This window comes from Acidimicrobiales bacterium (assembly GCA_036378675.1).
Lineage (GTDB): Bacteria > Actinomycetota > Acidimicrobiia > Acidimicrobiales > Palsa-688 > DASUWA01.
This window is the reverse complement of sequence record DASUWA010000001.1, coordinates 58,242-82,037: the sequence shown is the minus strand read 5'-3', so window position 1 is coordinate 82,037 and position 23,796 is coordinate 58,242. Positions and strand designations below refer to the sequence as shown.

The window sequence follows — 23,796 nt, the reverse complement described above, 5'->3', positions numbered from 1 at the left end:
GATAAGGATCGCACCCCGTGACTCAGAGCGGCGCGAGATCGAAGAGCGACAAGTCGGTGTCCGCGCTCGCCACCGAGCTACTCAACCTGGTCGTCGCGTACACCAAGCAGGAGACTCTCGATCCGCTGAGGGAACTCGGACGGTTCGTGACCTTCGGCATCGCAGGAGCGATACTCATCGCACTCGGCGGTGCGCTGCTGATCCTGAGCGCCGTGCGAATCTTGCAGAACGAGACCGGATCGCATCTCCACGGTGACCTCACCTGGGTGCCTTACACAGGAGGGATCGCCGTGGCCGTGTGCGGCATCGGATGGGCCGTGAGCCGGATCACGCGGGGTCTTCGCTGATGCCCCGGATGCCTGCGGTCGACACATCCGGCGTCAAGGGAAGCGGACCGGGCGGCCGCGTCGAGGCGGTCGACATCCGTTCCAAGCTTCGTGAGATCCGCGGCGAAGTCGACGAGAAGGCGGAGACCGCCAAACCTGCGGCCTTGTCGGCGGGTGTGGCCGCGGTGATCCTGATTGTTGTCGTGGCGTTCCTCCTCGGGCGCCGGCGGGGCCAGCGCAAGACCACCTGGGTCGAGATCCGCAGACTGTGACATCTGCCCGGCGGGGCCCCGCTACATCGATCTGGCCCCGCCTCTGGGGAAGCGTGGGGACCCCATCCCCACGCCCGGCCGTATGACCCTGGTCGACCGGGCGATCCGGCTCGGGATCCGCCGTGGATGGGATCGCGGCGTCGGCGAGGGCAGCCGGGTATGGGTTGTGATCGGCGGTGCCGCACTTGTCGCCCGGCTCGCGCGGAGGGCGCTGCGGCGGGAGCCGGAGGTCGTCTTCTCGGAGGAGATCAAGCCTGGCGAATCGTTCCGAGTGACCCACGAGGCTCACGACTGACGCTGCCACGCGACAATGGGAGCGTGAAGGTCATGCTCCGCAACCCGAGGCGGGAGCTGGAACTTGCCGGACCGATGGCGGTGCAGGCGCTTTTGTCACGGCTCGAGGTGAACCGCGAGTCTGTTCTCGTCATAGTCGATGGCACCCTCGTCACGGGCGACTCCACCATTCCGGACGCGGCGACGGTCGAGGTGCGACCGGTCATATCGGGTGGCGCGCGATGAAGTGCAGATCTTGTCGTGCGCCGGCGGTGATCGACATCCGCCGGCACAACGCCGGTTTCTGCCAGCAGTGCTTCTTCAAGCACTGCCGGGACCAGGTGGAGAAGGCGATCCACTCGTACAAGATGATCAGCGAAGGAGAGCGGGTGCTCGTGGCCGTCTCGGGCGGCAAGGACTCGCTCGCCCTTTGGGACCTGCTGCTCGACCTCGGGTACGACGCCGACGGCTTGTATCTCGGCCTGGGGATCAGCGGGTACAGCGAGCCCTCGGGGGACTACGCCAGGGATTTTGCGGGAAAGCGGAATGCCACGCTTGTCGAGATCGACCTGCCGGCAGATTTCGGCTACGACATCCCCACCGGATCGGCCGCGGCCCGCCGCGCGCCGTGCTCGGCGTGCGGGCTTTCCAAGCGGCACCTGTTCAACAAGGCCGCTCTTGACGGCGGGTATGACGTGGTCGCCACCGGGCACAACCTTGACGACGAGGCGGCAGTTCTTTTCGGCAACGTCCTGCGGTGGGACCTCGGCTTTCTCGGCCGCCAGTACCCGGTGCTGCCGGGCGGCGACGGATTCGCCCGGAAGGTGAAGCCGCTCGTTCGCCTCGCAGAGCGGGAGACGGCGGCCTACTGCGTGCTTCGCGGCATCGAGTACATCGTCGAGGAGTGCCCGATGGCGGCGGGAAACCGGCACCTCGGCTACAAGGAGGCTCTCAACGAGATCGAATCGACTTCACCCGGTTCGAAGGCCGCTTTCTACTTCGGTTTTCTCGATCGGATCGCACCGATGGTGGCGCACGCGGCGGAGGAGGAGCGCGAGGGGCTGCATCCCTGCCCCGGGTGCGGATCGCCGACGGTGAGCAAGGTCTGCGCCTTCTGCAAGTTGGTCGAACGCGCCGGGGGAGCGGTATGAGCCGCCCGTTCGAGCCCGGCGAGCGTGTGCTCCTCTTCGACTCCAAGGGCCGCCGGTACCTGGTGCGGCTAGAGGCGGGAGGGGAGTTCCACACCCACTCCGGGCCGGTGAGCCACGACGAGCTCATCGGGCGCGAGGAGGGCTTGGTGGTCAGGTCTAGCAGGGGAGCGCGATACACAGCGGTGCGACCCACCCTGGCCGAGGTCGTCCTGAAAATGCCGCGCGGAGCCCAGGTCATCTACCCGAAGGACCTCGGCCCGATCCTGATCCTGGCGGACGTCTTCCCGGGAGCCAAGGTCTTCGAATCCGGCCTTGGCTCGGGCGCGCTCTCGATGGCCCTGCTGCGAGCCGGGGCCGAGGTGACCGGTTACGAGGTGCGGCCGGACTTCGCCCAGCGAGCACAGGCGAACGTCGCCGGATTCCTCGGGTCGGTAGCGCTCGACCAGTATCACGTGAACATCCGGGATGCGTACGACGGGATCGAGGAGCACGGTTTCGACCGCGTCGTCCTCGATTTGCCCGAGCCGTGGAGGATGATCAAGCACGCCGAGGAGGCCCTCCTTCCCGGCGGGATCCTGGTGTCCTACCTGCCGACCATCAACCAGGTCAGCACCCTCAGAGACACCCTCTCCCGGAGCGCCTTCGGCATGGCAGAGACCGTGGAGGTCCTCCAACGGAGCTGGCACGTGGAGGGACAGTCCGTCCGCCCCGACCACCGCATGGTGGCCCACACCGGTTTCCTCACCTCGGCTCGGCTCCTGTCGCCCGGCGAATCGGAGTCCTGACCTAACGGATGGACGTGCTCGATTTAATACTTGTTCTTCTGGCCGTCGTCGCTGGTATCGGCGGGTACCGGATCGGTTTCCTCGGCAGGGTCGTGTCCTGGGTGGGCCTGGCGCTCGGCTTCTACCTGGCGGTGCGTTTTCTGCCGACGGTGGTCGTGGACCTGGCTTCGTCCTCACCCGGCGTGCAGCTCACCGTGGCGATCCTGCTCCTCGTCGGGGGTGCCATGGCGGGCCAAGCCGCCGGATTGGTTCTTGGGTCGAGGCTCCACAGCGCCCTGCCGCTTGGGCGGGTCCGCCAGGCCGACCGGGTCGTGGGCGCGGTGTTCGGAGTGGTGGGGGTAATCGCGGTGCTTTGGCTCCTTATTCCTTCGGTCGCCTCGGTGCCCGGCTGGCCGGCGCAGGTCACCAACGGCTCGGGTATCGCCCGCTGGGTGTCTCGCAACCTGCCCACCCCTCCCGATGCCCTGCAGGTCCTGCGGCGGATCATCGGCCAGGACGCGCCTCAGGTGTTCTCCGAGCTTCGCCCCGGGGGCTCCGTCGGCGCTGCACCTTCGTCGAGCCCGCTTTCGGGGCCGGTGACGACGCTGGTCTCGGCTTCCACTGTCAAGGTGGAGGGCCAGGCCTGCGACCGGATCTACGAGGGCAGCGGCTTCACGATCGCACCGGACCTTGTCGTAACCAATGCACACGTGGTAGCGGGAGAATCAGCAGGGAACACCGAGGTACTGCTTCCGGACGGGCGAACCATGCACGCCACCGTGATCATGTTCGATTCGAACCGGGATCTCGCGCTGCTCTCGATTAGGGGGCTCCCCGAAGCTCCCCTGACCATGGCGGCGCCGAACGTCGGGCAGACAGGGGCGGTGTTCGGCCACCCGGAGGGGCAGGACCAGCTGGCGGTCACGCCGGCGAGGGTCGCCCAGATGGAGATAGCGGTCGGGCAGGACCTCTACGACAGCCACACCACCCGCCGGCAGGTGCTGGTCCTCGCTGCCGGGCTGCAGCACGGCGACTCCGGCGGGGCACTGGTCAGCACTTCGGGCTCGGTGATCGGGGTGGCCTTCGCCATCTCCGCCGACCAGAGCGGTACCTCGTACGCCCTCAACTCCAGCGAGCTGCAGGCGGCGCTGGCCGAACCGCGGTCGCCGTCGGGCACGTCAACCGGGCCTTGCCTCACCGGTTAGGCGCGCTCTACTCCTCTATGAAGATGCACTCCCCGGGGCATTCCTCGGCTGCCTCTTTGGTCGCGTCCTCCATGCCGTCAGGGACAACGGCCAGGCCCTCGTGCCCACCAGGGTTGTCGAAGACCTTGTCCCCCTCCTTGACGTAGGAAAGGCCATCATCGAGGAGGGTGAAGACGGCAGGCGCGATCTCCTCACAGAGCCCGTCTCCCGTGCACAGATCCTGATCGATCCAGACCTTCATCGCGTCGCTTAGCCTCGTTCCTCGGCAGGGGGTTACCAGAGTTTCTACGCCCCAGTCTAACGAACGACGGTACAGAGGCCCGGCTCGCGGTGTCAATTGTTGATCAAACGTGTCGATTATCACGCCGGCGGGTGCGGTAAACAGCTTCGCCCATCACTCCCAAGCCGCAAGTATGGGGGTAAGTTCACACCCTAAGTTAGGGAACGAGGTGCTCCAGTGAGCGACGCCGAAACCTACGCCCGGATTGCGGCCTACGAGAAGGAGGTCGCCGAACTACGCGACCAGATCAAGGGTCTCGAGGAAGAGATGCTCGGCCTGCGTCGCAGGATGCAGGACGCCCCCAAGCGGGTGCGGACGCTCGAGGAGAAACTCCTCGAAACGAAGGGGCAGTTGCAGCAGGCGATCTCCCAGAACGAGAGGCTGACCTTCACCCTTCGCGAGGCCCGTGAGCACATCGCCGCCCTTCGCGAAGAAGTCGACAAGCTGACCCAACCGCCGTCGGCCTACGGCACCTTCCTCGGGCGCAACGACGACGGCACCGTCGACGTTTTCTCCGGTGGCCGAAAGATGCGCGTCGCTCTCCACCCGGAGTTGGAAGCCGAAGAGGCGGAGCTTTTGAGCCGCGGCGCTGAGGTGGTCCTCAACGAGTCCCTAAACGTCGTGCTCGCCCGGTCCCCCGAGCAGTCGGGTGAGGTGGTCACCCTCAAAGAGCGCCTGGAGGACGGCCGCGCAATCATCGTGGGAAGGGCTGACGAGGAGCGGGTCGTAGAGATCGCGCAGGGTCTGGCCGACGTGAAGCTGCGTGCCGGGGACTCGGTGCTCATGGACAGCCGGACAGGCCTCCTTCTCGAAAAGCTGCCGCGCCCCGAGGTGGAGGAGCTGGTCCTCGAGGAGGTACCCGACATCTCCTACGCCGATGTTGGAGGTCTGGACCGGCAAATAGAGGCGATCACCGACGCGGTGGAGCTTCCGTTCCTGCATCGCGAGCTCTTCGTCGAGCACAGGTTGCCGGCGCCGAAGGGCATCCTCCTTTACGGGCCGCCGGGCTGCGGCAAAACGCTCATCGCCAAGGCGGTGGCTAATTCCCTGGCCAAAAAGGTCGCCGAGCGCTCCGGCGACAGCGCGGCGCGGAGCTACTTCCTGAACATCAAGGGCCCGGAGCTTCTCAACAAGTACGTCGGAGAGACCGAACGCCAGATCCGCCTGGTCTTCCAAAGAGCCAGGGAAAAAAGTGAAGAGGGCGTCCCGGTGATCGTCTTCTTCGACGAGATGGACTCCTTGTTTCGCACCCGCGGAACCGGGATCAGCTCGGACATGGAATCCACGATCGTGCCCCAGCTTCTTGCCGAGATCGACGGTGTCGAAACGCTGCGCAATGTGATCGTCATCGGCGCCTCGAACAGGGAAGACCTGATCGACCCGGCGATCCTGCGCCCGGGTCGTCTCGACGTGAAGATCAAGATCGAGCGCCCCGACCTGGATGCGGCAGCCCAGATCTTCGCCCGGTACCTGACCTCCGATCTACCTCTGGCAGAGGACGAGGTAACCGGGGCTGGAGGCGGCGACCGTGGCAAGGCCGTGCAGCTCATGATCGAGAAGACGGTCGCCGAGATGTACCGGGCGGACGAAGAGAACCAGTTCCTCGAAGTGACCTACCAGAACGGCGACAAAGAGGTCCTCTACTACAAGGACTTCGCTTCCGGAGCGATGATCGAGAACATCGTCCGCCGCGCCAAGAAGCTCGCGATCAAACGGACCATCGCCGGCGAAGGCCGGGGCATCCGCACACGAGATCTGCTCGACTCCATCAAGCAGGAGTACAAGGAGCACGAGGATCTTCCGAACACGACCAACCCCGACGACTGGGCGAAGATCTCCGGGAAGAAGGGCGAGCGGATCGTCTACATCCGGACCCTCATGTCGCAAGGCGACGAAACGACCGGCGGCAGATCCATCGAGCGAGTCACGACAGGCCAATATCTATGAGACCCATCAGCCAGTAACTCTGAGTTTCGCTCCGCGGGGGAACAACCTCTTGCGGGGCTCCCCAACTCGGCGACAACCCTCACCCGCGACGAGGTTCCGGAGGGATAACGTCGGACCGTGATCCAGGATCGGAGCACGCCGTGGCGATAGTCAAGGTCCTCGGCATGGAGACGGAGTACGGGATCGTCATCCGTGGCGCCGCCGAACCGAACCCGATCGCGGCCTCTTCGACCCTCATCAACGCGTACGTCGCCGAGCTGAACCGGAAGGTCGAGTGGGACTTCGAGGACGAGTCTCCGGGCCGTGACGCGAGGGGCTTCGCCCGGGAGGGATCGATGCCCCCGGAAGTCGAGACCCACCTGGTAAACGCGGTTCTGACCAACGGCGCGCGCTACTACGTCGACCACGCGCACCCCGAGTACTCGACGCCCGAGTGCTCGAACGCCTACGAGGTAATCCGCTACGACAAGGCGGGGGAGAGGATCCTGGCGATCTCCATAGAGGCGGCCTCGAGGTTGCTGCCGCCGGGACAGAGCCTGGTCGTCCTGAAGAACAACTCCGACGGCAAGGGCAACTCGTACGGAACCCACGAGAACTATCTGATGGACCGGTCCGTGCCGTTCGGGCGGATCGTCACCCACGTGATGCCCCATTTCGTTTCCCGCCAAATCTTCACCGGGGCGGGGAAGGTGGGGTCCGAATCGCCACCATCGGGACGGGAAATCGACTTCCAGCTGACGCAGCGCGCCGATTTTTTCGAAGAAGAAGTCGGGTTGGAGACCACCCTGAAGAGGCCGATTGTCAACACCCGCGACGAGCCTCACTGCGACGCCCAGAAATACCGGCGTCTGCACGTGATAGTGGGCGACGCAAACATGTCCGAGGTCGCCAATTTCCTCAAGGTGGGTACAACCTCGCTCGTGCTTTCCATGATCGAGGACGACTGGTTTGCCCGGGCAAACCGGGAATTTTCCCTGCAGTCGCCGGTCAGCGCCATGAGGCGTGTGTCCTACGACATGGACCTGAGCCTCCCGCTCGACCTGGCAGACGGCCGTTCGATGACCGCCCTCGAGATGCAGTGGGAGTACCTCGACCTGGCCAGGAAGTACGCAGAAGAGCGCGGCCTCGACTCCGTCGGGGGCAACGAAATCGGCCGGGACATCCTGCGCCGCTGGGAACAGGTTCTCGCCGGTCTGGAATCAGATCCGATGACCCTTTCATCCCAGCTTGACTGGGTTGCCAAGTACCGGCTTGTCAACGCGTATCGCGAGCGCCATGGCCTTTCATGGAAGGACCACAAGCTCGCGGCTATGGACTTGCAGTATCACGACGTGACTCCCCAGCGCTCGCTATACGCCCGTCTGGGGATGGAAACCATCCTCGATCCGGCTTCGATTGAGACGGCGGTCACCGAGCCTCCGGAAACGACCAGGGCCTACTTCCGGGGCAAATGCCTGCAGAAGTGGGGTTCCTCGATAGCCGCCGCCAACTGGGATTCCCTAGTGTTCGACCTTGGAGGCGACCCCCTCCGGCGGGTTCCGATGATGGAACCACTGAGGGGAACCCGCTCACATGTCGAAGAATTGCTGAGTAGCGTGTCCAGCCCCGCCGAGCTTCTTGAGCGACTGGGCTCGTAGGAGGAACAGACCCCATGGCAGAACGAGAGCAGATCCGAAAGCAAGCGCCGAGCCGAACTGAAGAAGAGACGGTCGAGGAAGTCCCGACGACCAACAAGAAGGGCGAGGAGCTCAAGGCCGAGCTCGACGACCTTCTGGACGAGATAGACGAGGTGCTCGAGGAGAACGCCGAGGAGTTCGTTCGCAGCTACGTCCAGAAGGGCGGTGAGTGAGCCCGTCGCCGCGCAACGGGCTTAGATCACAGTAGGGTCGCGGACCCTATGACCCTTCCCATGTTCAAGCCCGAAGACGGGCCGGGGCCCAGCTTCACTGAGGTGCTGCGGAAGGTTGGGATCCACCCTTTTTCGCCTACGAGGCCCGACGGTTCAGTGACATCTGAAGGGTTGCGGAGCTTCGACATCCGTCACGGGACGACCATCGTGGCGATCCGCTACGCCGACGGAGTTGTCATGGCTGGTGACCGCCGCGCCACCGCCGGGTCTTCGATCGCTCACCGGACGATGGAGAAGGTGCACCAGGCGGGCCGGCACAGTGCCGTCGCCATCGCCGGCGCCGCCGGTCCCGCGATGGAGATGGTGAAGCTCTTCCAACTCCAGCTGGAGCACTACGAGAAGGTCGAAGGTGCTCCGATCAGCCTGGAAGGTCAGGCCAATCAGCTGTCGCAGATGGTCCGCTCGAACCTGCAGATGGCCCTGCAGGGTTTCGTTGTTGTCCCACTTTTCGCAGGGTTCGACACCAGGCGCGGGGTAGGCAGGATCTACACCTACGACCCGACCGGGGGCCGTTACGAGGAGACCGACTTTCACGCCGACGGGTCCGGCGGGCGAGACGCCAGGACCACGGTGAAGCTCGGCTGGCGGCCGGACCTGAGCCGGGAAGAGGCGATCGAACTCGCCGTGAACGCCTTGTGGCAGGCGGCGGACGAGGACTCGGCGACGGGCGGCCCCGACACGGTGCGCGGCATCTACCCGACTGTTGCGACTATCAACGCGGAGGGCTTCAAGCTTGTAAGCGAGCAGGAGGTCGCCGAGCGGTTCGCTTCGGTCGTCGCGGGAGTGAACCAGCGATGAGCATGCCGTTCTACGTCGCGCCCGAGCAGTTCATGAAGGACAAGGCGGACTTCGCGCGCAAGAACATCGCGCGCGGGCGCCCGCTGGTGGCGACGGTCTACACCGACGGGATCGTGATCTGTGCCGAGAACCAGTCCAAGTCGCTGCACAAGATCAGCGAGATCTACGACCGGATCGCCTTCGCCGGGGTCGGTCGATACAACGAGTTCGACTCCTTGCGGCGTGCCGGCGTCCAGCACGCCGATGTGAAGGGATACCAATTCAGTCGCGAGGACGTCGAAGCGCGGTCCCTCGCCAACCTGTACGCGCAGTACATGGGCAACGTTTTCACCCATGAGGTGAAGCCGCTCGAGGTCGAGATCCTCGTCGCCGAGGTCGGTGCGGTCGCCGGAGAGGATCAGATGTTCCACATCCTCTACGACGGTTCGGTCGTCGACGAGGACCGCTACTCCGTGCTCGGCGGTGAAGCCGAAGCCATCTCCGGTCGGATGCGAGACACGTTTCAGGGGGGCTGGGACCTGAACGGGGCCGTCTCCGCCGCGGCCAAAGCGCTCTCCGGGCCGGAACGCGAACCGGTTGCCGCCGACCTCGAAGTTGCGGTGCTGGCCAGGACCAACGGGCGGCGGGCGTTCCGCCGGCTGGAGGACGACGAGGTGGCCTCCGCGCTCGGCTCGTCAGGCGGGGCCACCGCGGGAGTCGACGGAGGCTCCCAGGTGGAAGGATCGTAAGAACAACTTCCGACACGAGAGGGAGGGGACCCGATGACCGAGCAGGTTCAGGCGGACCTGTCGGCGCTTCTCCATGAGGGCCGCAAATTCGAGCCGCCCCCCGCGTTCGCGGCTCAGGCGAACGCGAAAGCGGATATCTACCAGCGTGCCGATGCCGACCCGGTGGGCTTCTGGGAAGAGCAGGCGCGGACGCTCGATTGGGCCGAGCCGTGGACCAAACCTCTCGAGTGGGACCTGCCGTTCGCCAAGTGGTTCGTCGGCGGCAAGCTCAACGTCGCAGTCAACTGCCTCGACCGGCATGTGAACGCAGGATTCGGTGACCGCGTCGCGTTCCATTGGGAAGGCGAGCCGGGCGACACCCGGACCGTGACTTACAAGGACCTGACGGAAGAGGTCTGCCGGGCGGCGAACGCTCTCACAGCCCTCGGCGTGAAGGCCGGCACCACCGTGGCGATTTACATGCCGATGATCCCCGAAACGGTCGCGGCGATGCTCGCGTGCGCACGGCTGGGCGCACCCCACACGGTTGTGTTCGGCGGATTCTCCGCGGACGCTTTACGCGGCCGCATTCTCGACTGCGACGCACGCGTCGTCATCACCTCGGACGGCGGCTACCGCCGTGGCGCCGCCAGCGCGCTGAAGCCGGCGGTCGACGAAGCGCTGAAAGAATGCCCCGCCGTAACCAAGGTCCTCGTCGTCCGCAGAACCGGCCAGGAGATTCCCTGGGATGACTCACGCGACGTCTGGTGGCACGATCTCGTCGCCGCCCAGCCGTCGAGCCACGCGCCGGAGTTCTTCGATTCTGAGCACCCCCTGTACATCATGTACACGAGCGGGACCACCGCCAAACCGAAAGGCATCCTGCACACGTCGGGCGGCTACCTCACCCACGTCAGCTCGACCCACCGGCTGATCTTCGATGTCAAACCGGAAAGAGACATCTTCTGGACCGCGGCCGACATCGGCTGGGTCACCGGGCACAGCTACATCGTCTACGGCCCGCTGGCCAACGGGACCACGTCGGTCATGTACGAGGGAACTCCCGACACGCCGAAGCGCGATCGCTGGTGGGACATCATCGAGCGCTACAAGGTGAACATCCTCTACACCGCTCCGACGACGATCAGAACCTTCATGAAGTGGGGCGAGGATCTCCCGGCGTCACACGACCTGTCGAGCCTGCGCCTACTCGGGTCGGTGGGCGAGCCGATCAACCCCGAGGCCTGGATCTGGTACCGCACCCACATCGGCGGCGACCGCTGCCCGGTGGTCGACACGTGGTGGCAGACCGAAACCGGCGGCATCCTGATCACGCCTCTGCCCGGCATCACCGCCACCAAGCCCGGAGCTGCGATGACACCGTTCCCGGGGGTCGCGGCTGACGTGGTGCACGAGGACGGGAGCCCGGTCAAGAACGGCGAGGGCGGTTACCTCGTCATCAAGGAACCCTGGCCGGGGATGCTGCGGGGGATCTGGGGCGACGAGGAAAGGTACAAGGCGACTTACTGGTCGCGATTCCCGGGGATGTACTTCGCCGGCGACGGCGCCAAGCGAGACGACGACGGCGACATCTGGCTTCTCGGCAGGGTCGACGACGTCATGAACGTGTCGGGCCACCGGATCTCCACGACCGAGGTGGAGCACGCGCTCGTGGGCCATCCGAGGGTCGCCGAGGCTGCGGTGGTGGGCGCCAACGACCCGACCACCGGCCAGGCCATCGTGGCGTTCGTCACGGTGAAGGGCCAGGCGCAGGACGGTGGCGACGGTGGCGAGGTGTTCGTCGCCGAGCTGCGTGATCACGTCGCAAAGGAGATCGGGCCGATCGCCAAACCGAGGCAGATCATGCTGACTCCCGAGCTGCCCAAGACCCGCAGCGGCAAGATCATGCGCCGGCTGCTTCGCGACGTCGCCGAGCAGCGCGAGCTTGGGGACGTCACGACGTTGCTGGATCCGACGGTCGTCACCGCCATCCGAGAGCGGATGACGCCCGGGGCGGAGGAGGCGGAGCAGGGCTGACGCGGGGGTTGGCCCGTGAATCCGCCGCCGAAGCGATCAACAGGCGCTAGCGTGCGCCACGGTATGGACAGGCGCATTTTCGGGCTCGAAAACGAGTACGGAGTCACCTGTACCTTGCGCGGCCAACGACGCCTCAGCCCGGACGAGGTTGCCCGCTACCTGTTCAGGCGGGTGGTCAGCTGGGGCCGCTCATCAAACGTGTTCCTGGAGAACGGGGCGCGCCTGTACCTGGATGTCGGCAGCCATCCCGAGTACGCAACCCCGGAGTGCGATTCGATTGCCGACCTGGTGGTGCACGACAAGGCGGGGGAGCGGATCCTCGAGAACCTGGTGACGTCTGCCGAAGCGCGCCTTCGCGAGGAAGGGATCCGCGGAGTCGTCTTCCTCTTCAAGAACAACACGGACTCGGCCGGCAACTCGTACGGCTGCCACGAGAACTACCTCACCAGCCGCCGCGACGACTTCGGGCATTACGCCGAGGTGCTGATCCCGTTCCTCGTGTCCCGGCAGATCTACGCCGGCGCCGGCAAGGTGCTGCAGACCGCCCGCGGAGCGATGTACTGCATAAGCCAGCGCGCCGAGCACATCTGGGAAGGCGTCTCGTCTGCGACGACACGAAGCCGGCCAATCATCAACACAAGGGACGAACCGCACGCGGATGCCGAACGTTTCCGGCGGCTGCACGTGATCGTTGGGGACTCCAACATGAGCGAGTACGCGACCTTCTTGAAGGTGGGCGCGACCAGCATCTTGCTTCGCATGCTCGAGGATCCCGCGGTGGTCCTTCGCGACATGACGCTCGAGAACCCCATCCGGGCCATACGAGAGATCAGCCACGACACCACACTGCGGCGCAAGGTTCGGCTCGCCAACGGGCGTGAAGCGAGTGCGCTCGACATTCAGTCCGAGTACTTCAACCGCGCGAAGCGTTACCAGGAATCCAAGGGACTTTCGCCTCTCGAGGACCAAGCGCTCGCCATGTGGGAGCACTGTCTCGAGGGTCTGGAAAAAGACCCATGGACGTTGGACCGCGAGTGCGACTGGGTGATCAAGCACCGTCTGATCGAGCACTACCGTGGGCGTGAAGGCGTGTCATTGACTCACCCGAAGGTCGCGCTGATGGACCTTCAATACCACGACGTGAGCCGTACCCGTGGCCTCTTTTACAAGATGCAGGCGCGGGGCATGGTTGAGCGAACCTGCACCGACGAGGACATCGAGACAGCGATGGAGCAGCCTCCGCAGACCACCAGGGCGCGGCTGCGCGGTGAGTTCATCCGGCGGGCCAAAGAGCGCCGGCGCGACTTCACCGTCGACTGGGTGCATCTCAAGCTCAACGACCAGGCTCAGAGAACCGTTCTCTGCAAGGACCCGTTCAAGGCCCGAGACGACCGGGTCGAGAAGCTCATCGCCTCACTCTGAGCGCTGTGGATCGGTTAGAGCGCCTGGTCAACCTGGTCGCGGCACTTATCGACACGGACAGGCCGCTCACCCGTTCGGAGATCCGCGAAAGGATCGAGGGCTACTCGGACGATCCCGAGGCGTTCCGGCGCAACTTCGAGCGCGACAAGGAACTTCTGCGCGACATGGGAATGCCGCTTCTCACCGAGCCGGTCGACCAAAACCTCGGAGACGATGTCGGCTACCGCATACCGCGGGAGCGGTACGAGCTGCCCGATCCCGGTCTCGACGACTCCGAGCTGGCCGCACTCCGGCTGGCGGCATCGGCGGTTCAAGTTGACAGCCCATGGGCGGACCAAGCCGTCACCCGGGCGTTGCGCAAGCTTGGAGGCGCGGTCCCTGACGGCGACGCCCCACCCTCCGGCAATGGGGGTGCCCGGGCACAGCGGGAGCAACCGGTCCGTCTGGCGGCGCTGCCGGGGGAGGACGCTGCCGCGGCCGCCTTCGCCGCGATCGGAGAAAGGCGCCGGCTCCGGTTCCGGTACCGGGGGGAACAGCGTCTCGTAGACCCTTGGAGGCTGTCGTTCCGCCGAGGACGCTGGTACCTGGCGGGGTACGACCACGGTCGCGAGGAGGAGCGGTTGTTCCGCCTCGACAGGGTCGAGGGAACCTTAGAGGCTGAAGGGCCGTCCAAGGCGTTCGAGCGGCCTACCGGCGTGGCAGCCAAGCCGCCTCCTGCGTGGCGGATCGGTGAGGAAGAGGAGATCGTGGCGCAGGTGCTGGCCGACCCAGACCAGGTGCGATTTGTCCGCGACTCGCTGGAAGGGGAGGGGAGCGAGGAGGCGAGGGCGGACGGTTCGGTGGTTTTCAGTTTTCCGGTGCGGAACCTGCCGGCCTTTCGATCCCTTGTCCTCGGGTTCCTGGACCACGTCGAAGTGCTCGGACCGCCGGCGCTCCGGAGCGACATGGTCGGATGGTTGCAGGAGATCGTCAAAGGGGCCGGGCGTGCCTAGGGCGCCCGCCGACATACGGCTGGGCCGGCTCCTCGACATCGTCCCGTGGATCGCCGCGCACGACGGGCCCAAGATCGAAGAAGTCTGCCGCCGGTTCGACATTCCCGAGGAGGAGCTTCTCTCCGAGCTGAACCTCCTATTCCTGTGCGGCCTTTACCCGTTCACCCCCGACATGCTCATCGACGTCGACGTCGCCGATGGGCGCGTGTGGGTCCGGATGGCCGACTACTTCCGCCGTCCGTTGAGGCTCAGCCCTCACGAGGGCATGGCACTGGCCTCGGCCGCATCAGCTTTCCTCGATGTTCCCGGAGCCGACAAAGACGGCGCCCTGGCGAGGGCTGTCTGGAAGCTCGAGACCGTATTGGGACTCGGCGCGGACGACGGTCTCGACGTCGAGTTGGGTCCGGCGCCGGCGAGCGTGCTCGACGAACTCCGGCGGGCCGCGGCGTCCCGGCACAAGGTCCGCATCGAGTACTACTCGTTCGGCCGCGACGGGCACAGCACTCGGGTGGTGCGCCCCTGGAGGGTCTTCAATGCCGGCGGTCACTGGTACCTCCAGGCCTGGTGCGAGTCGGTCGAAGCCGAGCGCCTGTTCCGGGTGGACCGAGTCACCGGGTCGGAAGCTCTGGCCGAGACGTTCGAGCCGCCGGATGCCATCGCCGACGTCGACGCCGCGATCTACCGCCCTCGTCCAGAGGACGACCTGGTCGTGCTGGACCTCGACCCACCGGCCCACTGGATCGCCGAGCAGTATCCCAACGAGGACGTGGTTCAGCTTCCCGGCGGCGTATTGCGCGTCAGTCTCCGCGTCGCAGGGCCCGCCTGGCTCGAGCGCCTGCTCCTTCGGGGAGGCGCGAACGTCCGGCTCGTCGAGGGCAACTCTCGGACGGGGCCAGACGCGGCAAGCCGCGTTCTCGCGCGGTACCGGCGCTGAACCGGATTTCAGTAGGGTTTCCGCCCGTGTGGGCCCCAGACGAACCCGATTCGGGGGAACGTTCCTCCGGGACGGGCCAACCCGCCGGGGGACAATCGGCTGGGCCCGGGCAACCCGCTGGGGCCGGGACACCCACCGGCGCCGGGCAATCCGCTGGGGCCAGCGAACCGGCGGTGGGGGAAGAGTTTCCCTGGTGGCCTAACCAGCCGGACCGACCAGATGACGCTGGCTGGGGCCAGCGAGCTCCAGGTTCGGATCATCCGCCGCCAGGGGAGGATCTGGCGGAGAGGGAAAAGGCCGCAGCCGCTTCTCCGCAGCGGACCACGGATCGCCACGGGCGCAAGGTCGCCATCGAGTGGGCGGTCATCCTCGTCGTCGCCGTGCTCGCGGCGTTCCTGATCCGAAGCTTCGCGATCGAGCCGTTCTACATTCCGTCAGGCTCGATGCAACCGACGCTTCAGGTAGGCGATCGGGTCCTGGTCAACAAGCTCAGCTACGACGTTCACTCGGTGCACCGGGGGGACATCGTCGTTTTCAAGAGGCCGGCCAACGACTACAGCCCCGGCGTCAAGGACCTCATCAAGCGGGTCATCGGCCTGCCGGGCGAGACCATCTCGGCGCACGGGGGCTCGGTCTACATCGACGGGCGACTGCTGAAGGAGTCGTGGCTGCCGAAAGGAGAGACGACGAGTTCCTTCCCGCCGACGTTCGTTCCGTCCGGCCGCTACTTCATGATGGGCGACAACCGGGGCGATTCCGCGGACTCCCGGATCATCGGACCGGTCTCGGACAAGCTGTTCATCGGGCGGGCGTTCGTCCGGGTCTGGCCGGTCTCTCGTATCGGGGGCCTCTGAACCTCACCGGGGCTCGGTGACCGGCGAAATTGCCGCGACCAGGCGATCCACGAAATCCGAGTAAATCCCGTCGATACCGAGGCGAACCAGGCGGGAGATGTGGTACTCGGACTGCGCGTCCCACGCGAAAGCCAGCAGACCGGCGTCGTGAACCAGGCGCACCCGGTCGGAATTCCACTCGCTCCCGTGCAGGTTGATCGCCGCGGCACCCGCGCCGGCCACGAGGGAAAAAGCCTCGGGCAGCCCTCCCTGTAGCGCCCGCTCGAGCTCGCTCAGGTGGGTCGACAACACCGTGTGGGCCGGGCTGGCTGACCTCGACAGGCGGACCACCCGCTGCAGGTCGTCGTCGCACAGCCAAAGCCGCTCCGTCCCCCCGAATTCGGCTGCGACCGCGAGGATCGCCTCGAACGCCGCGGGGTCCTTCAGGTCGAGGGACAGTTCGTAGCCCGTGCCCAGCTGCCCGTAGAGATCCGCCAGCGAAGGAACGTGCCGGGGCAGGGAGCCCCGCCGTAGCTCGGCGACTGGCCTGCGCCTCCACGGCATCCCGAACACGCCGTCGTGGTCGAGCACGACAACGCCGTCCGCAGTGACCCAAGCGTCGCTTTCGAGACCGGTGGCCCCCAGCTCCAGAGCCCGCGAGAAGGCCGCGAGGGTGTTTTCACGGCGTTCCGAGCGGGCTCCCCGGTGGGCAAAACCGATGGGCGGGCGGACGGGATTTGCCACCTTTTCATCCTGCCTGCTCAAGAGGGCGTTAGTCGCGCCGATAAAGGAGGTACCACTAAAGCCGGAAGGAGGAGCGAGGGTGGCGATCGTCAAGGCCACATGCCCGGACTGCGGCGATGTCGAGCTCGACATCGATCAGGTCCAGATCCAGGTTTGCTCGCCCACCGCAGTAGCCACGTACTCCTTCCAGTGCCCCGATTGCCACCTGATCACCAACAAGGAGGCGGGGGAACGGGTGTTCGCCGCCCTGAGCGGCGCCGGCGCCGAAGTGGTCATGTGGAACCTCCCGGCAGAGCTGTGGGAGCCCAAGGTCGGGCCTGCGATCACGCACGACGATCTCCTGGCGTTTCACCTGGCGCTCGAGGATGACGTCTGGCGCGACGAGCTCGCCGCCATCAACCAGGGCTAACCTGGCCTAGGCGATGAGCAAATCCTGGTCAGTCGCGCTCTTACTCGGCGCGGCAGGTTCTGTCTCCCTGGCGGCTTCGGTGCGCCACCTCTATCTGCGCACTGTCGCGCTGCGAGAGGCCATGCGGCCGCTCAGGGTCCAGCGGCGGGGTTCCCAGACGGACTGAAACAGGCTGCCCGGGCGGCTATCACCGCCCCGCGCAAGGCTGGCCCCCCGATTACACTCTTTGCGTGTTCAATTTCAGCCCCGAGAAGCTGTTTCTCGTGGGCGTGATTGCCCTGATCGTCCTCGGTCCCAACCGTCTCCCGCAGGCGGCCCGGTCGATGGGCAGGTTCGTGGCGACCCTGCGGCAGATGTCGAGTGGCTTCCACGAGGAGGTCCGGTCCGCCTTGGCTGAGCCGACCGAGATGGTCAACTCGGCGGTCTCCGAGTTCAAGATCCCGGACGTACGCCGCTCCGTGCGGGACGCCGTCAGCTCGACGTTGGCCCCTCCTGAGCCACAGACGCCACGTGCCGGTGCCAACCTGCCGCCCGGCACGCCCGACGACCCGACCCTGAACTAACCATCGTGGCTCTGGCGGACGACAGGGGGGACCCGTTCTCGCTGCCCGCTCCACCCATCGAGACGGGTTCCGGCGAGCGGGAGCCCCGCGCCGGCCGCACCGGCGAGCAGGAGCTCGGCAAGATGACGCTCTTCGAGCATATTGCCGAGCTGCGCCAAAGGCTGATCATCGCGTTCGTCGCGATCGCGGTCGGGACCGCAATCGCCTGGTTCTTCTACAACGACGCCATCCGCTTCATGCTGCACCCTTACCACGATTTCCTCGCCCATCATCGGCAGAAGAACATCTCCAACGGCAACCTGGTTGCAACCGGGCCGCTCGAAGGTTTCACGACCAGGCTGAAGGTGAGCGCGTACGGCGGGATCGCGCTCGCGTCGCCGGTCATCTTGTGGCAGGTCTGGCGTTTCGTCACACCGGCCCTCTATAAGAACGAGAAGCGATACATCATTCCGTTCGTCACCTCCGCGGTCGCGCTCTTCGCCGGCGGGGTGACCACCGCGATCTTGGTGTTTCCGAAAGCCCTCACCTGGCTGATCGATGTCAGCGGCACGGGGATCGTCCCGCTGTTCTCCCCGACGAGATACTTCACCCTCTACGTCACGATGTGCCTCATCTTCGGGGTGGTTTTCATCTACCCGCTGCTCGTCGTTTTCCTGCAGCTGGTGGAGGTAGTACCGAGCGCCACGTGGCGGAGGTGGCGGCGGCCGGCCATCGTGGTGATTTGCTTGGTGGCCGCGGTGATCACGCCGAGCAGCGACCCGTTTTCTTTCCTCGCGATGGCCGTTCCGATGCTCTTCTTCTACGAGTCGGCGATCCTTGTGGGCCGCCTCTTGAAGAAGTAGAGCAGCGGATGGATGCCGTCCGCGCCAAGTTCGAAGCAGACCTCGGTTTCGAGCTCGACGCGTTCCAACGCAATGCACTCGATGCTCTCGACTCGGGTGGGAGCGTCGTCGTCGCCGCGCCGACCGGCTCGGGCAAGACGGTGGTCGCCCAGTACGCGGTCGCCAAGGCGCTCTCCGAAGGTCGCAAAGCGTTCTATACAACGCCGCTGAAAGCGCTTTCGAACCAGAAGTACGGCGAGCTCGTCGAGCGCCACGGAGCGAACCAGGTCGGACTGTTGACGGGCGACAACTCGATAAACGGCAACGCGCCGATCGTCGTGATGACGACCGAAGTCCTACGGAACATGATCTACGCCGCTTCGGGTTCGTTGCAGGGGCTTCGATACGTCGTCCTCGACGAAGTCCACTACCTCCAGAACGCCTACCGCGGTCCCGTCTGGGAAGAGGTGATCATTCACGCTCCGCCCGAGGTCGATCTGGTCTGCCTCTCTGCGACCGTCTCGAACGCCGAGGAGCTTGCCGATTGGATCGCAACCGTCCGCGGAGAGACGAATGCGGTTATCGAAGATCATCGGCCCGTAGAGCTGCACGACCTCTACCTGCTGGGAGACAAGACCTCCGACCGCCTCCTGTTGATGTCGACCCTCGTTGATGGCCGGCCCAACGCGGAGGCTGCCGCTCTCGACTCCAAGACGCTCCGTCATGCCGGGATGCGCGGCAAACCAAGGGGACGTCTTTTTACGCCGAGGAGAATCGAGGTCATCGACCTGCTCGCCGATCAAGACATGCTCCCGGCGATCTACTTCATTTTCAGCCGGGCGGCGTGCGACGACGCCGTCGTGCAGTGCGTGAGGGAAGGCGGGAGGCTGACGACGGCCGAGGAGCGACGGCAGATCCGGATCATCGCCGAGAGCCACGTGGGGTCGCTCACCGACGAGGACCTTCGCGTTCTCGACTACCCGGGGTGGCTCAACGGGCTCGAGGCGGGTTTCGCCGCCCACCACGCCGGGATGGTGCCTCCGTTCAAGGAGGCGGTTGAGGCGTGCTTCGCCGCCGGCCTCGTCAAGGCGGTCTTCGCGACGGAAACCCTCGCTCTCGGGATCAACATGCCGGCGAGAACGGTGGTCATCGAGAAGCTCACCAAGTTCACCGGGGAGCGCCACGAGTTCCTCACCCCGGGTGAGTACACCCAGCTGACCGGCCGGGCGGGCCGCAGGGGCATCGACGAGGTGGGGTACGCGGTTGTGCTTTGGTCGCCGTTCGTCCCGTTCGAACAAGTCGCCGGGCTCGCCGGCGCGCGCAGCTACACGTTGACGAGCAGCTTCAGGCCTACGTACAACATGGCGGCCAACCTGGTTCGCCGGTACCCGCCCGACGTGGCCCATCACCTTCTGAACCTCTCGTTCGCGCAGTACCGCGCCGACAGTGACGTCGTCCGGCTGGAAGCGCAACTCGAACGCACCACCACGGCTCTCGAGGAGGCCAAGGCGGCGGCGAAATGCGATCGAGGGGACGTGGAGGAGTACCGCCGGCTCCTCCGGGCCAGCGAAGAGTCGGCCCGGCACCGCCCGTCGATGACGGCCGAGGTGCTGGCCGCGCTCGAAAAGGTCCGGCCCGGCGACGTGTTGCTGGTTCCAGGAGCGCGGGCGGGAGGACGGGTGGCGGTGCTTTCCACGGCTCGGCGTCGCGGGGGCGACGTGCGGCTGCGCGCGGTCACCGCCGACGGGAGGTTGTTGTCGCTCGGTCCCAAGAACTTTCCTGCTCCTCCGAAGCCGGTCGCCGCGGTGAACCTCCCGTCGCCGTATACGCCGAACAACTCGGCGTTCCAGAAGCAGGTGGCTTCGGCCTTGCTCGCCGCCCGGCTCGACGATCGGCCCGACTACGGAGTCTCCTCGCGCCGTCAGTGGAGGGGCGAGGTCGCCATGTCGCAGGCCGGCGCCGCCGCCCGGCACCCGGTGGCGTCCTGCCCGGACGAGCGGGCGCACGTGAGGGCCCTTGACCGGGCCGACCGGCTGGCACGCGACGCCGAGCGGCTCCAGCGCCGGGTCAAGGGCCGGGTCGAGTCTTTGGCCCGTCAGTTCGACCGGGTCCTCAGGGTGCTGGAGGCGTGGGGGTACGTCGACGGGTGGTCGTTGACAGACGCTGGGGAGCGACTCGCCCGGATCTACCACGAAGAGGACCTGCTGATAGCGGAGTGCCTGGGGCAGGGGCTGTTGGACGGCCTCGAGACGGCCGAGCTCGCCGGGACCGTTTCGGCGTTCACGTTCGAGGCTCGGGGTCCTGCCGAGGGAACGGCGTGGTTCCCAACCCCACGGGTACGCCGGCGATGGGTCGAGATCGATCGCCTCGGTGCGGAGCTGAACACCGCCGAGGACGAGGCCGGCCTTCCCCTCACCCGCCGGCCGGACCCGGGATTCGCCGGGCTGGCGGCGGCCTGGGCGGCGGGGGAGGAGCTCGCCGAGGTGATCGAGGACGAGGAGATATCCGGCGGGGACTTCGTCCGCAACGTGAAGCAGCTGGTCGACCTGCTACGCCAGCTCGGCGACGTGGCACCCGATCCGGCCACCGCCTCGGCGGCTCGTTCCGCTGCAGACCGTTTGATGAGGGGAGTGGTCGCCGCCTCATCGGTCGTCGGCAATTAGGGTCCCCACACACGAGGCCGCGCCCTCGTAGTGTTGGACTCCGCGATTATGGGCTACTTGGACACCGGGGTGTACGCCGTCGAGCAATGGACCGACGAGGAAGCCGAGGTTCTGCGGCGGTATTTCACCAACCTCGACGCCCCCGTTTTCGCGCTGGTCAACCTGCCGGAGGTGGTCAAGGGGGCCCTGTTCGCGAGGTACTCCCGTTCGGCGAAAAGCCTCCGGCGCCTGTTCCTCGACGAGTTCGTAGGGGACCTCGACATAAGCGGCGACCTGGGGGTTGACGCGACGATCGGGCTGGCACGGGCGGAGCAGCTGTACGACAGGGTCTTCTTCGAATACGGGGACGACTCAGTTGCCCAGCTTGGCGGCGTTCACCTCGCCTGCGAACAGGCGTCGAACGTCCTCACCAAGATCCTCGAGTGGGGCCGGCTCATGTCCTACATGGAAAAGTCGACGCGATATGTCGCGTACGACAGCAGGCTGCCCAACGGCCGCTACCGCTACTACCGGGACGCAGCGATCCTCGACTCGCCGCTTGGAGCGAGGTACGTCGGCGACATGGACCGGCTGTTCGACTCGTACGCCGAGCTCCTGCCGGTGATGCAGTCCTATTTCTCGGCCCGCCATCCGAAGTCGGCGGAGGACAGCGACTTCGTGTGGCGCCAATCCATCCGCGCCAAGGCATTCGACGCGCTGCGCGGCATCCTCCCGGCCGGCGCGACCTCGAACCTCGGGATCTACGCCAGCGGGCAGGCCTATGAGGCACTGCTGATCCGCATGCGCTCGAACCCGCTTCCGGAGGCGCAGCTTTACGCCGACATGATCCTCGAGGAGCTGCGGAAGGTGATCCCTTCCTGGGTGAAGCGGGTGGACGCAACCGACAGGGGAGTGGAGCATTCCTCCTATCTGGAATGCACCTCGAAGGAAATGCGCAAGCTGGCGAGGAGCATTTTCGAGGCGCCCGCCGAGCCGGAGGAGCCGAGGGTGGGCGGGGACCCAGAAGTCGAGCTGGTCGACTGGGATCCGGACGCGGAGGTGAAGCTGGTCGCCGCGATGCTCTATCCCTACACCGACCTTTCGGAGCATCGGGTGCAGGAGAAGGTCGCCCGGATGAGCGTCGAAGAGCGGTCCCGGGTTGTTCGGGCCTACGCCGGCGACCGAAACAACCGGCGCCACAAGCCGGGGAGGGCGCTCGAGAGGGTCGGTTACCGCTTCGACGTGGTGTCCGACTACGGAGCGTTCCGGGATCTTCAGCGGCACCGTCTGCTCACTGTCGAATGGCAGGACCTCACGCCGTCGAACGGCTACACCATTCCGGCCTCGGTGGTCGAAGCCGGGGGAGAGGGCGCGTACTCCGCCGCCATGGCCCGATCGTCCGGTCTTTATCACCTGCTGGCGGAGCGATTCGTACCGGGACAGGCCGCTTACGCGGTGGCTTTGGCTTTCAGGATCCGTTACACCATGCAGTTCAACGCCCGGGAAGCGATGCACCTGATCGAGCTGCGAACCAGCTCCCAGGGACATCCCGAGTACCGCAAAGTGTGCCAGCAGATGCACCGGCTGATAGCCGAGAAGGCGGGCCATTCGGTGATCGCCGAGATGATGACCCACGTGGATCCCGCCGACTACGAGCAAGAGGGCTTGGAGCGCCTGTCCGGCGAGCGAAGAGCTGCATTGAAACGCCAAGAGAAGGCGCGAATCTCACCTTAAAGGTCAAGTTGAGGCTGAAGATAAAGCTGATGTCTATGAAAAAATAGAGGTTGTTGAGGCTGATGTTGATGTTGTAGCTTTAGGCGTTGCGGGCGGAGGGATTGGACCTTCAACACCCATGCGCCGTCAACTCCGCCTCATCGCCACCCTGCTCGGCCTCGGGCTTCTGGTAGCGGCCGGGGCGGCAGGCTTCACCGCCGGCGGGACCTACCTGGTAAAGCCAGGGGACACCCTCTGGGCGATTTCGCGGAAGCACGGGGTCAGCGTCTCGACGCTGGCCTCCGCGAACAACATGCGCCCGAGCGACCTGCTCCTGATCGGGCGGAAGCTGAATATCCCGACCAAGCAGGACCCGCCGCCGCCGGCGCTGCAAACCGCGACGACGCCTAGCCAGGCGGCGCCCAGCCCCCAGCCGGCCGCCAACCCCTGGACGTTCTGCTCTACGTTCCAGCCGAACGGCGGTCCGTGGGGCGTGCTGCCGTCGCAGCTTCGGCACTCGCCCAAACGTCTTTCACTTCAGCCCCTGTTCATCAAGTGGGCGAACCATTACAACCTCTCCCTCGCCCTCCTCGAAGCGATCGCCTGGCAGGAATCAGGTTGGCAGCAGGGCGTCATATCCCCGGTAGGAGCAGTGGGCGCGGGTCAGATCATGCCCGGCACCGCGAACTTCATCACCAGCAACCTGATCGGGATGCCGATGAACATCAACTCGGTGTCCGACAACGTTCGCATGTCGGCGGCGTTTCTGGGCTACCTGTCAGACCTCGAAAACAACAACCTTTGCGCGACGATCGCCGCCTACTACGAAGGCCCGTTGAACCTTGGCCATTACGGGGTTTTCCCCGAAAGTCAGCAGTACGTCGCCAGCGTCGAGGCCCTGATTCCACGCTTCGAGTGACGCAACTCGGCCCGCCGAATAACGAGAAATTTTTGCAACTCGCTGAGCAGCATGTACGCGGAAAAGGGCTGGTCTTGCTGTACGCCGCTTCGCTTGACGGGTGCAGGTCAGCTTGGGAAGATGTCGGCGCACTTG

At 65.7% G+C, this 23,796-nt stretch carries 26 protein-coding genes; 24 read left to right on the top strand and 2 right to left on the bottom strand.

Features of this window, described 5'->3' with window-relative positions; genetic code table 11:
* Positions 1 to 17: 17 nt before the first annotated feature.
* The 7 genes from VFZ97_00430 to VFZ97_00400 all read left to right on the top strand — a co-directional run bounded on the left by VFZ97_00430 (position 18) and on the right by VFZ97_00400 (position 3,991).
* A complete protein-coding gene (locus VFZ97_00430; GenBank protein HEX6391876.1) occupies positions 18 to 347 on the top strand; it encodes a hypothetical protein in 330 nt (109 codons plus the stop codon).
* Positions 348 to 355: 8 nt separating this feature from the next.
* Positions 356 to 598, top strand: a complete 243-nt coding sequence (locus VFZ97_00425) for a hypothetical protein (GenBank protein HEX6391875.1) — start codon at positions 356 to 358, stop codon at positions 596 to 598.
* Positions 599 to 680: 82 nt separating this feature from the next.
* Complete coding sequence (locus VFZ97_00420; protein ID HEX6391874.1) at positions 681 to 893, top strand: hypothetical protein; 213 nt, start codon at positions 681 to 683, stop codon at positions 891 to 893.
* 32 nt (positions 894 to 925) lie between these two features.
* Positions 926 to 1,117, top strand: coding sequence for a MoaD/ThiS family protein (locus VFZ97_00415; protein HEX6391873.1), 192 nt, complete (start codon positions 926 to 928; stop codon positions 1,115 to 1,117).
* Positions 1,114 to 2,022 (top strand): tRNA(Ile)-lysidine synthetase, encoded by a 909-nt coding sequence (locus VFZ97_00410; protein HEX6391872.1) that lies wholly within the window; start codon positions 1,114 to 1,116, stop codon positions 2,020 to 2,022. Before VFZ97_00415 ends, VFZ97_00410 begins: the two co-directional genes overlap by 4 nt.
* Positions 2,019 to 2,807 (top strand): tRNA (adenine-N1)-methyltransferase, encoded by a 789-nt coding sequence (locus VFZ97_00405; GenBank protein ID HEX6391871.1) that lies wholly within the window; start codon positions 2,019 to 2,021, stop codon positions 2,805 to 2,807. Before VFZ97_00410 ends, VFZ97_00405 begins: the two co-directional genes overlap by 4 nt.
* 14 nt (positions 2,808 to 2,821) lie before the next feature.
* Positions 2,822 to 3,991: a MarP family serine protease gene (locus tag VFZ97_00400; GenBank protein ID HEX6391870.1), complete on the top strand. Its 1,170-nt coding sequence runs from the start codon at positions 2,822 to 2,824 to the stop codon at positions 3,989 to 3,991.
* A 7-nt stretch (positions 3,992 to 3,998) separates the two neighbouring features.
* On the opposite strand, the gene VFZ97_00395 is transcribed toward VFZ97_00400, so the two are convergent.
* Entirely contained in the window at positions 3,999 to 4,232 is a 234-nt protein-coding gene (locus tag VFZ97_00395; protein ID HEX6391869.1) for a ferredoxin, read from the bottom strand.
* Positions 4,233 to 4,448: 216 nt separating this feature from the next.
* Between VFZ97_00395 and arc the strand changes: the two genes are divergently transcribed.
* The 10 genes from arc (at position 4,449) to lepB (ending at position 15,871) form a co-directional block, all read left to right on the top strand.
* Positions 4,449 to 6,218 (top strand): proteasome ATPase, encoded by a 1,770-nt coding sequence (gene arc / locus VFZ97_00390; protein ID HEX6391868.1) that lies wholly within the window; start codon positions 4,449 to 4,451, stop codon positions 6,216 to 6,218.
* 140 nt (positions 6,219 to 6,358) lie between these two features.
* Positions 6,359 to 7,855, top strand: a complete 1,497-nt coding sequence (gene dop / locus VFZ97_00385) for a depupylase/deamidase Dop (protein ID HEX6391867.1) — start codon at positions 6,359 to 6,361, stop codon at positions 7,853 to 7,855.
* Positions 7,856 to 7,869: 14 nt separating this feature from the next.
* Positions 7,870 to 8,067: a ubiquitin-like protein Pup gene (locus VFZ97_00380; GenBank protein HEX6391866.1), complete on the top strand. Its 198-nt coding sequence runs from the start codon at positions 7,870 to 7,872 to the stop codon at positions 8,065 to 8,067.
* 48 nt (positions 8,068 to 8,115) lie between these two features.
* Positions 8,116 to 8,925 carry a proteasome subunit beta gene (gene prcB / locus VFZ97_00375; protein ID HEX6391865.1) on the top strand — a complete coding sequence of 270 codons (810 nt, stop codon included), beginning with the start codon at positions 8,116 to 8,118 and terminating at the stop codon, positions 8,923 to 8,925.
* Positions 8,922 to 9,653 carry a proteasome subunit alpha gene (gene prcA, locus VFZ97_00370; GenBank protein ID HEX6391864.1) on the top strand — a complete coding sequence of 244 codons (732 nt, stop codon included), beginning with the start codon at positions 8,922 to 8,924 and terminating at the stop codon, positions 9,651 to 9,653. Before prcB ends, prcA begins: the two co-directional genes overlap by 4 nt.
* Before the next feature lie 33 nt (positions 9,654 to 9,686).
* Positions 9,687 to 11,669 carry an acetate--CoA ligase gene (gene acs, locus VFZ97_00365; protein HEX6391863.1) on the top strand — a complete coding sequence of 661 codons (1,983 nt, stop codon included), beginning with the start codon at positions 9,687 to 9,689 and terminating at the stop codon, positions 11,667 to 11,669.
* Between the two features lie 63 nt (positions 11,670 to 11,732).
* Positions 11,733 to 13,091 (top strand): Pup--protein ligase, encoded by a 1,359-nt coding sequence (pafA, locus tag VFZ97_00360; GenBank protein ID HEX6391862.1) that lies wholly within the window; start codon positions 11,733 to 11,735, stop codon positions 13,089 to 13,091.
* A 5-nt stretch (positions 13,092 to 13,096) separates the two neighbouring features.
* The gene (locus tag VFZ97_00355) at positions 13,097 to 14,083 is read left to right on the top strand and encodes a WYL domain-containing protein (GenBank protein HEX6391861.1); all 987 of its coding nucleotides are present in this window, start codon (positions 13,097 to 13,099) and stop codon (positions 14,081 to 14,083) included.
* Entirely contained in the window at positions 14,076 to 15,017 is a 942-nt protein-coding gene (locus VFZ97_00350; protein ID HEX6391860.1) for a WYL domain-containing protein, read from the top strand. The genes VFZ97_00355 and VFZ97_00350 overlap by 8 nt, the downstream gene beginning before the upstream one ends.
* Before the next feature lie 173 nt (positions 15,018 to 15,190).
* The gene (gene lepB / locus VFZ97_00345) at positions 15,191 to 15,871 is read left to right on the top strand and encodes a signal peptidase I (GenBank protein ID HEX6391859.1); all 681 of its coding nucleotides are present in this window, start codon (positions 15,191 to 15,193) and stop codon (positions 15,869 to 15,871) included.
* Positions 15,872 to 15,874: 3 nt separating this feature from the next.
* On the opposite strand, the gene VFZ97_00340 is transcribed toward lepB, so the two are convergent.
* On the bottom strand, positions 15,875 to 16,594 hold the full coding sequence (locus VFZ97_00340; protein HEX6391858.1) for a glycerophosphodiester phosphodiesterase: 720 nt from the start codon (positions 16,592 to 16,594) through the stop codon (positions 15,875 to 15,877).
* 79 nt (positions 16,595 to 16,673) lie between these two features.
* Between VFZ97_00340 and VFZ97_00335 the strand changes: the two genes are divergently transcribed.
* The 7 genes from VFZ97_00335 (at position 16,674) to VFZ97_00305 (ending at position 23,661) form a co-directional block, all read left to right on the top strand.
* Positions 16,674 to 17,003 carry a hypothetical protein gene (locus VFZ97_00335; GenBank protein ID HEX6391857.1) on the top strand — a complete coding sequence of 110 codons (330 nt, stop codon included), beginning with the start codon at positions 16,674 to 16,676 and terminating at the stop codon, positions 17,001 to 17,003.
* Positions 17,004 to 17,016: 13 nt separating this feature from the next.
* Positions 17,017 to 17,169 (top strand): hypothetical protein, encoded by a 153-nt coding sequence (locus VFZ97_00330; protein ID HEX6391856.1) that lies wholly within the window; start codon positions 17,017 to 17,019, stop codon positions 17,167 to 17,169.
* 64 nt (positions 17,170 to 17,233) lie between these two features.
* Complete coding sequence (locus tag VFZ97_00325) at positions 17,234 to 17,566, top strand: twin-arginine translocase TatA/TatE family subunit (protein HEX6391855.1); 333 nt, start codon at positions 17,234 to 17,236, stop codon at positions 17,564 to 17,566.
* A 5-nt stretch (positions 17,567 to 17,571) separates the two neighbouring features.
* Complete coding sequence (tatC, locus tag VFZ97_00320; protein HEX6391854.1) at positions 17,572 to 18,408, top strand: twin-arginine translocase subunit TatC; 837 nt, start codon at positions 17,572 to 17,574, stop codon at positions 18,406 to 18,408.
* Positions 18,409 to 18,416: 8 nt separating this feature from the next.
* Entirely contained in the window at positions 18,417 to 21,050 is a 2,634-nt protein-coding gene (locus VFZ97_00315; GenBank protein ID HEX6391853.1) for a DEAD/DEAH box helicase, read from the top strand.
* 48 nt (positions 21,051 to 21,098) lie between these two features.
* Entirely contained in the window at positions 21,099 to 22,763 is a 1,665-nt protein-coding gene (locus VFZ97_00310; protein ID HEX6391852.1) for an FAD-dependent thymidylate synthase, read from the top strand.
* Positions 22,764 to 22,881: 118 nt separating this feature from the next.
* A complete protein-coding gene (locus tag VFZ97_00305; protein HEX6391851.1) occupies positions 22,882 to 23,661 on the top strand; it encodes a transglycosylase SLT domain-containing protein in 780 nt (259 codons plus the stop codon).
* Positions 23,662 to 23,796: the final 135 nt, after the last annotated feature.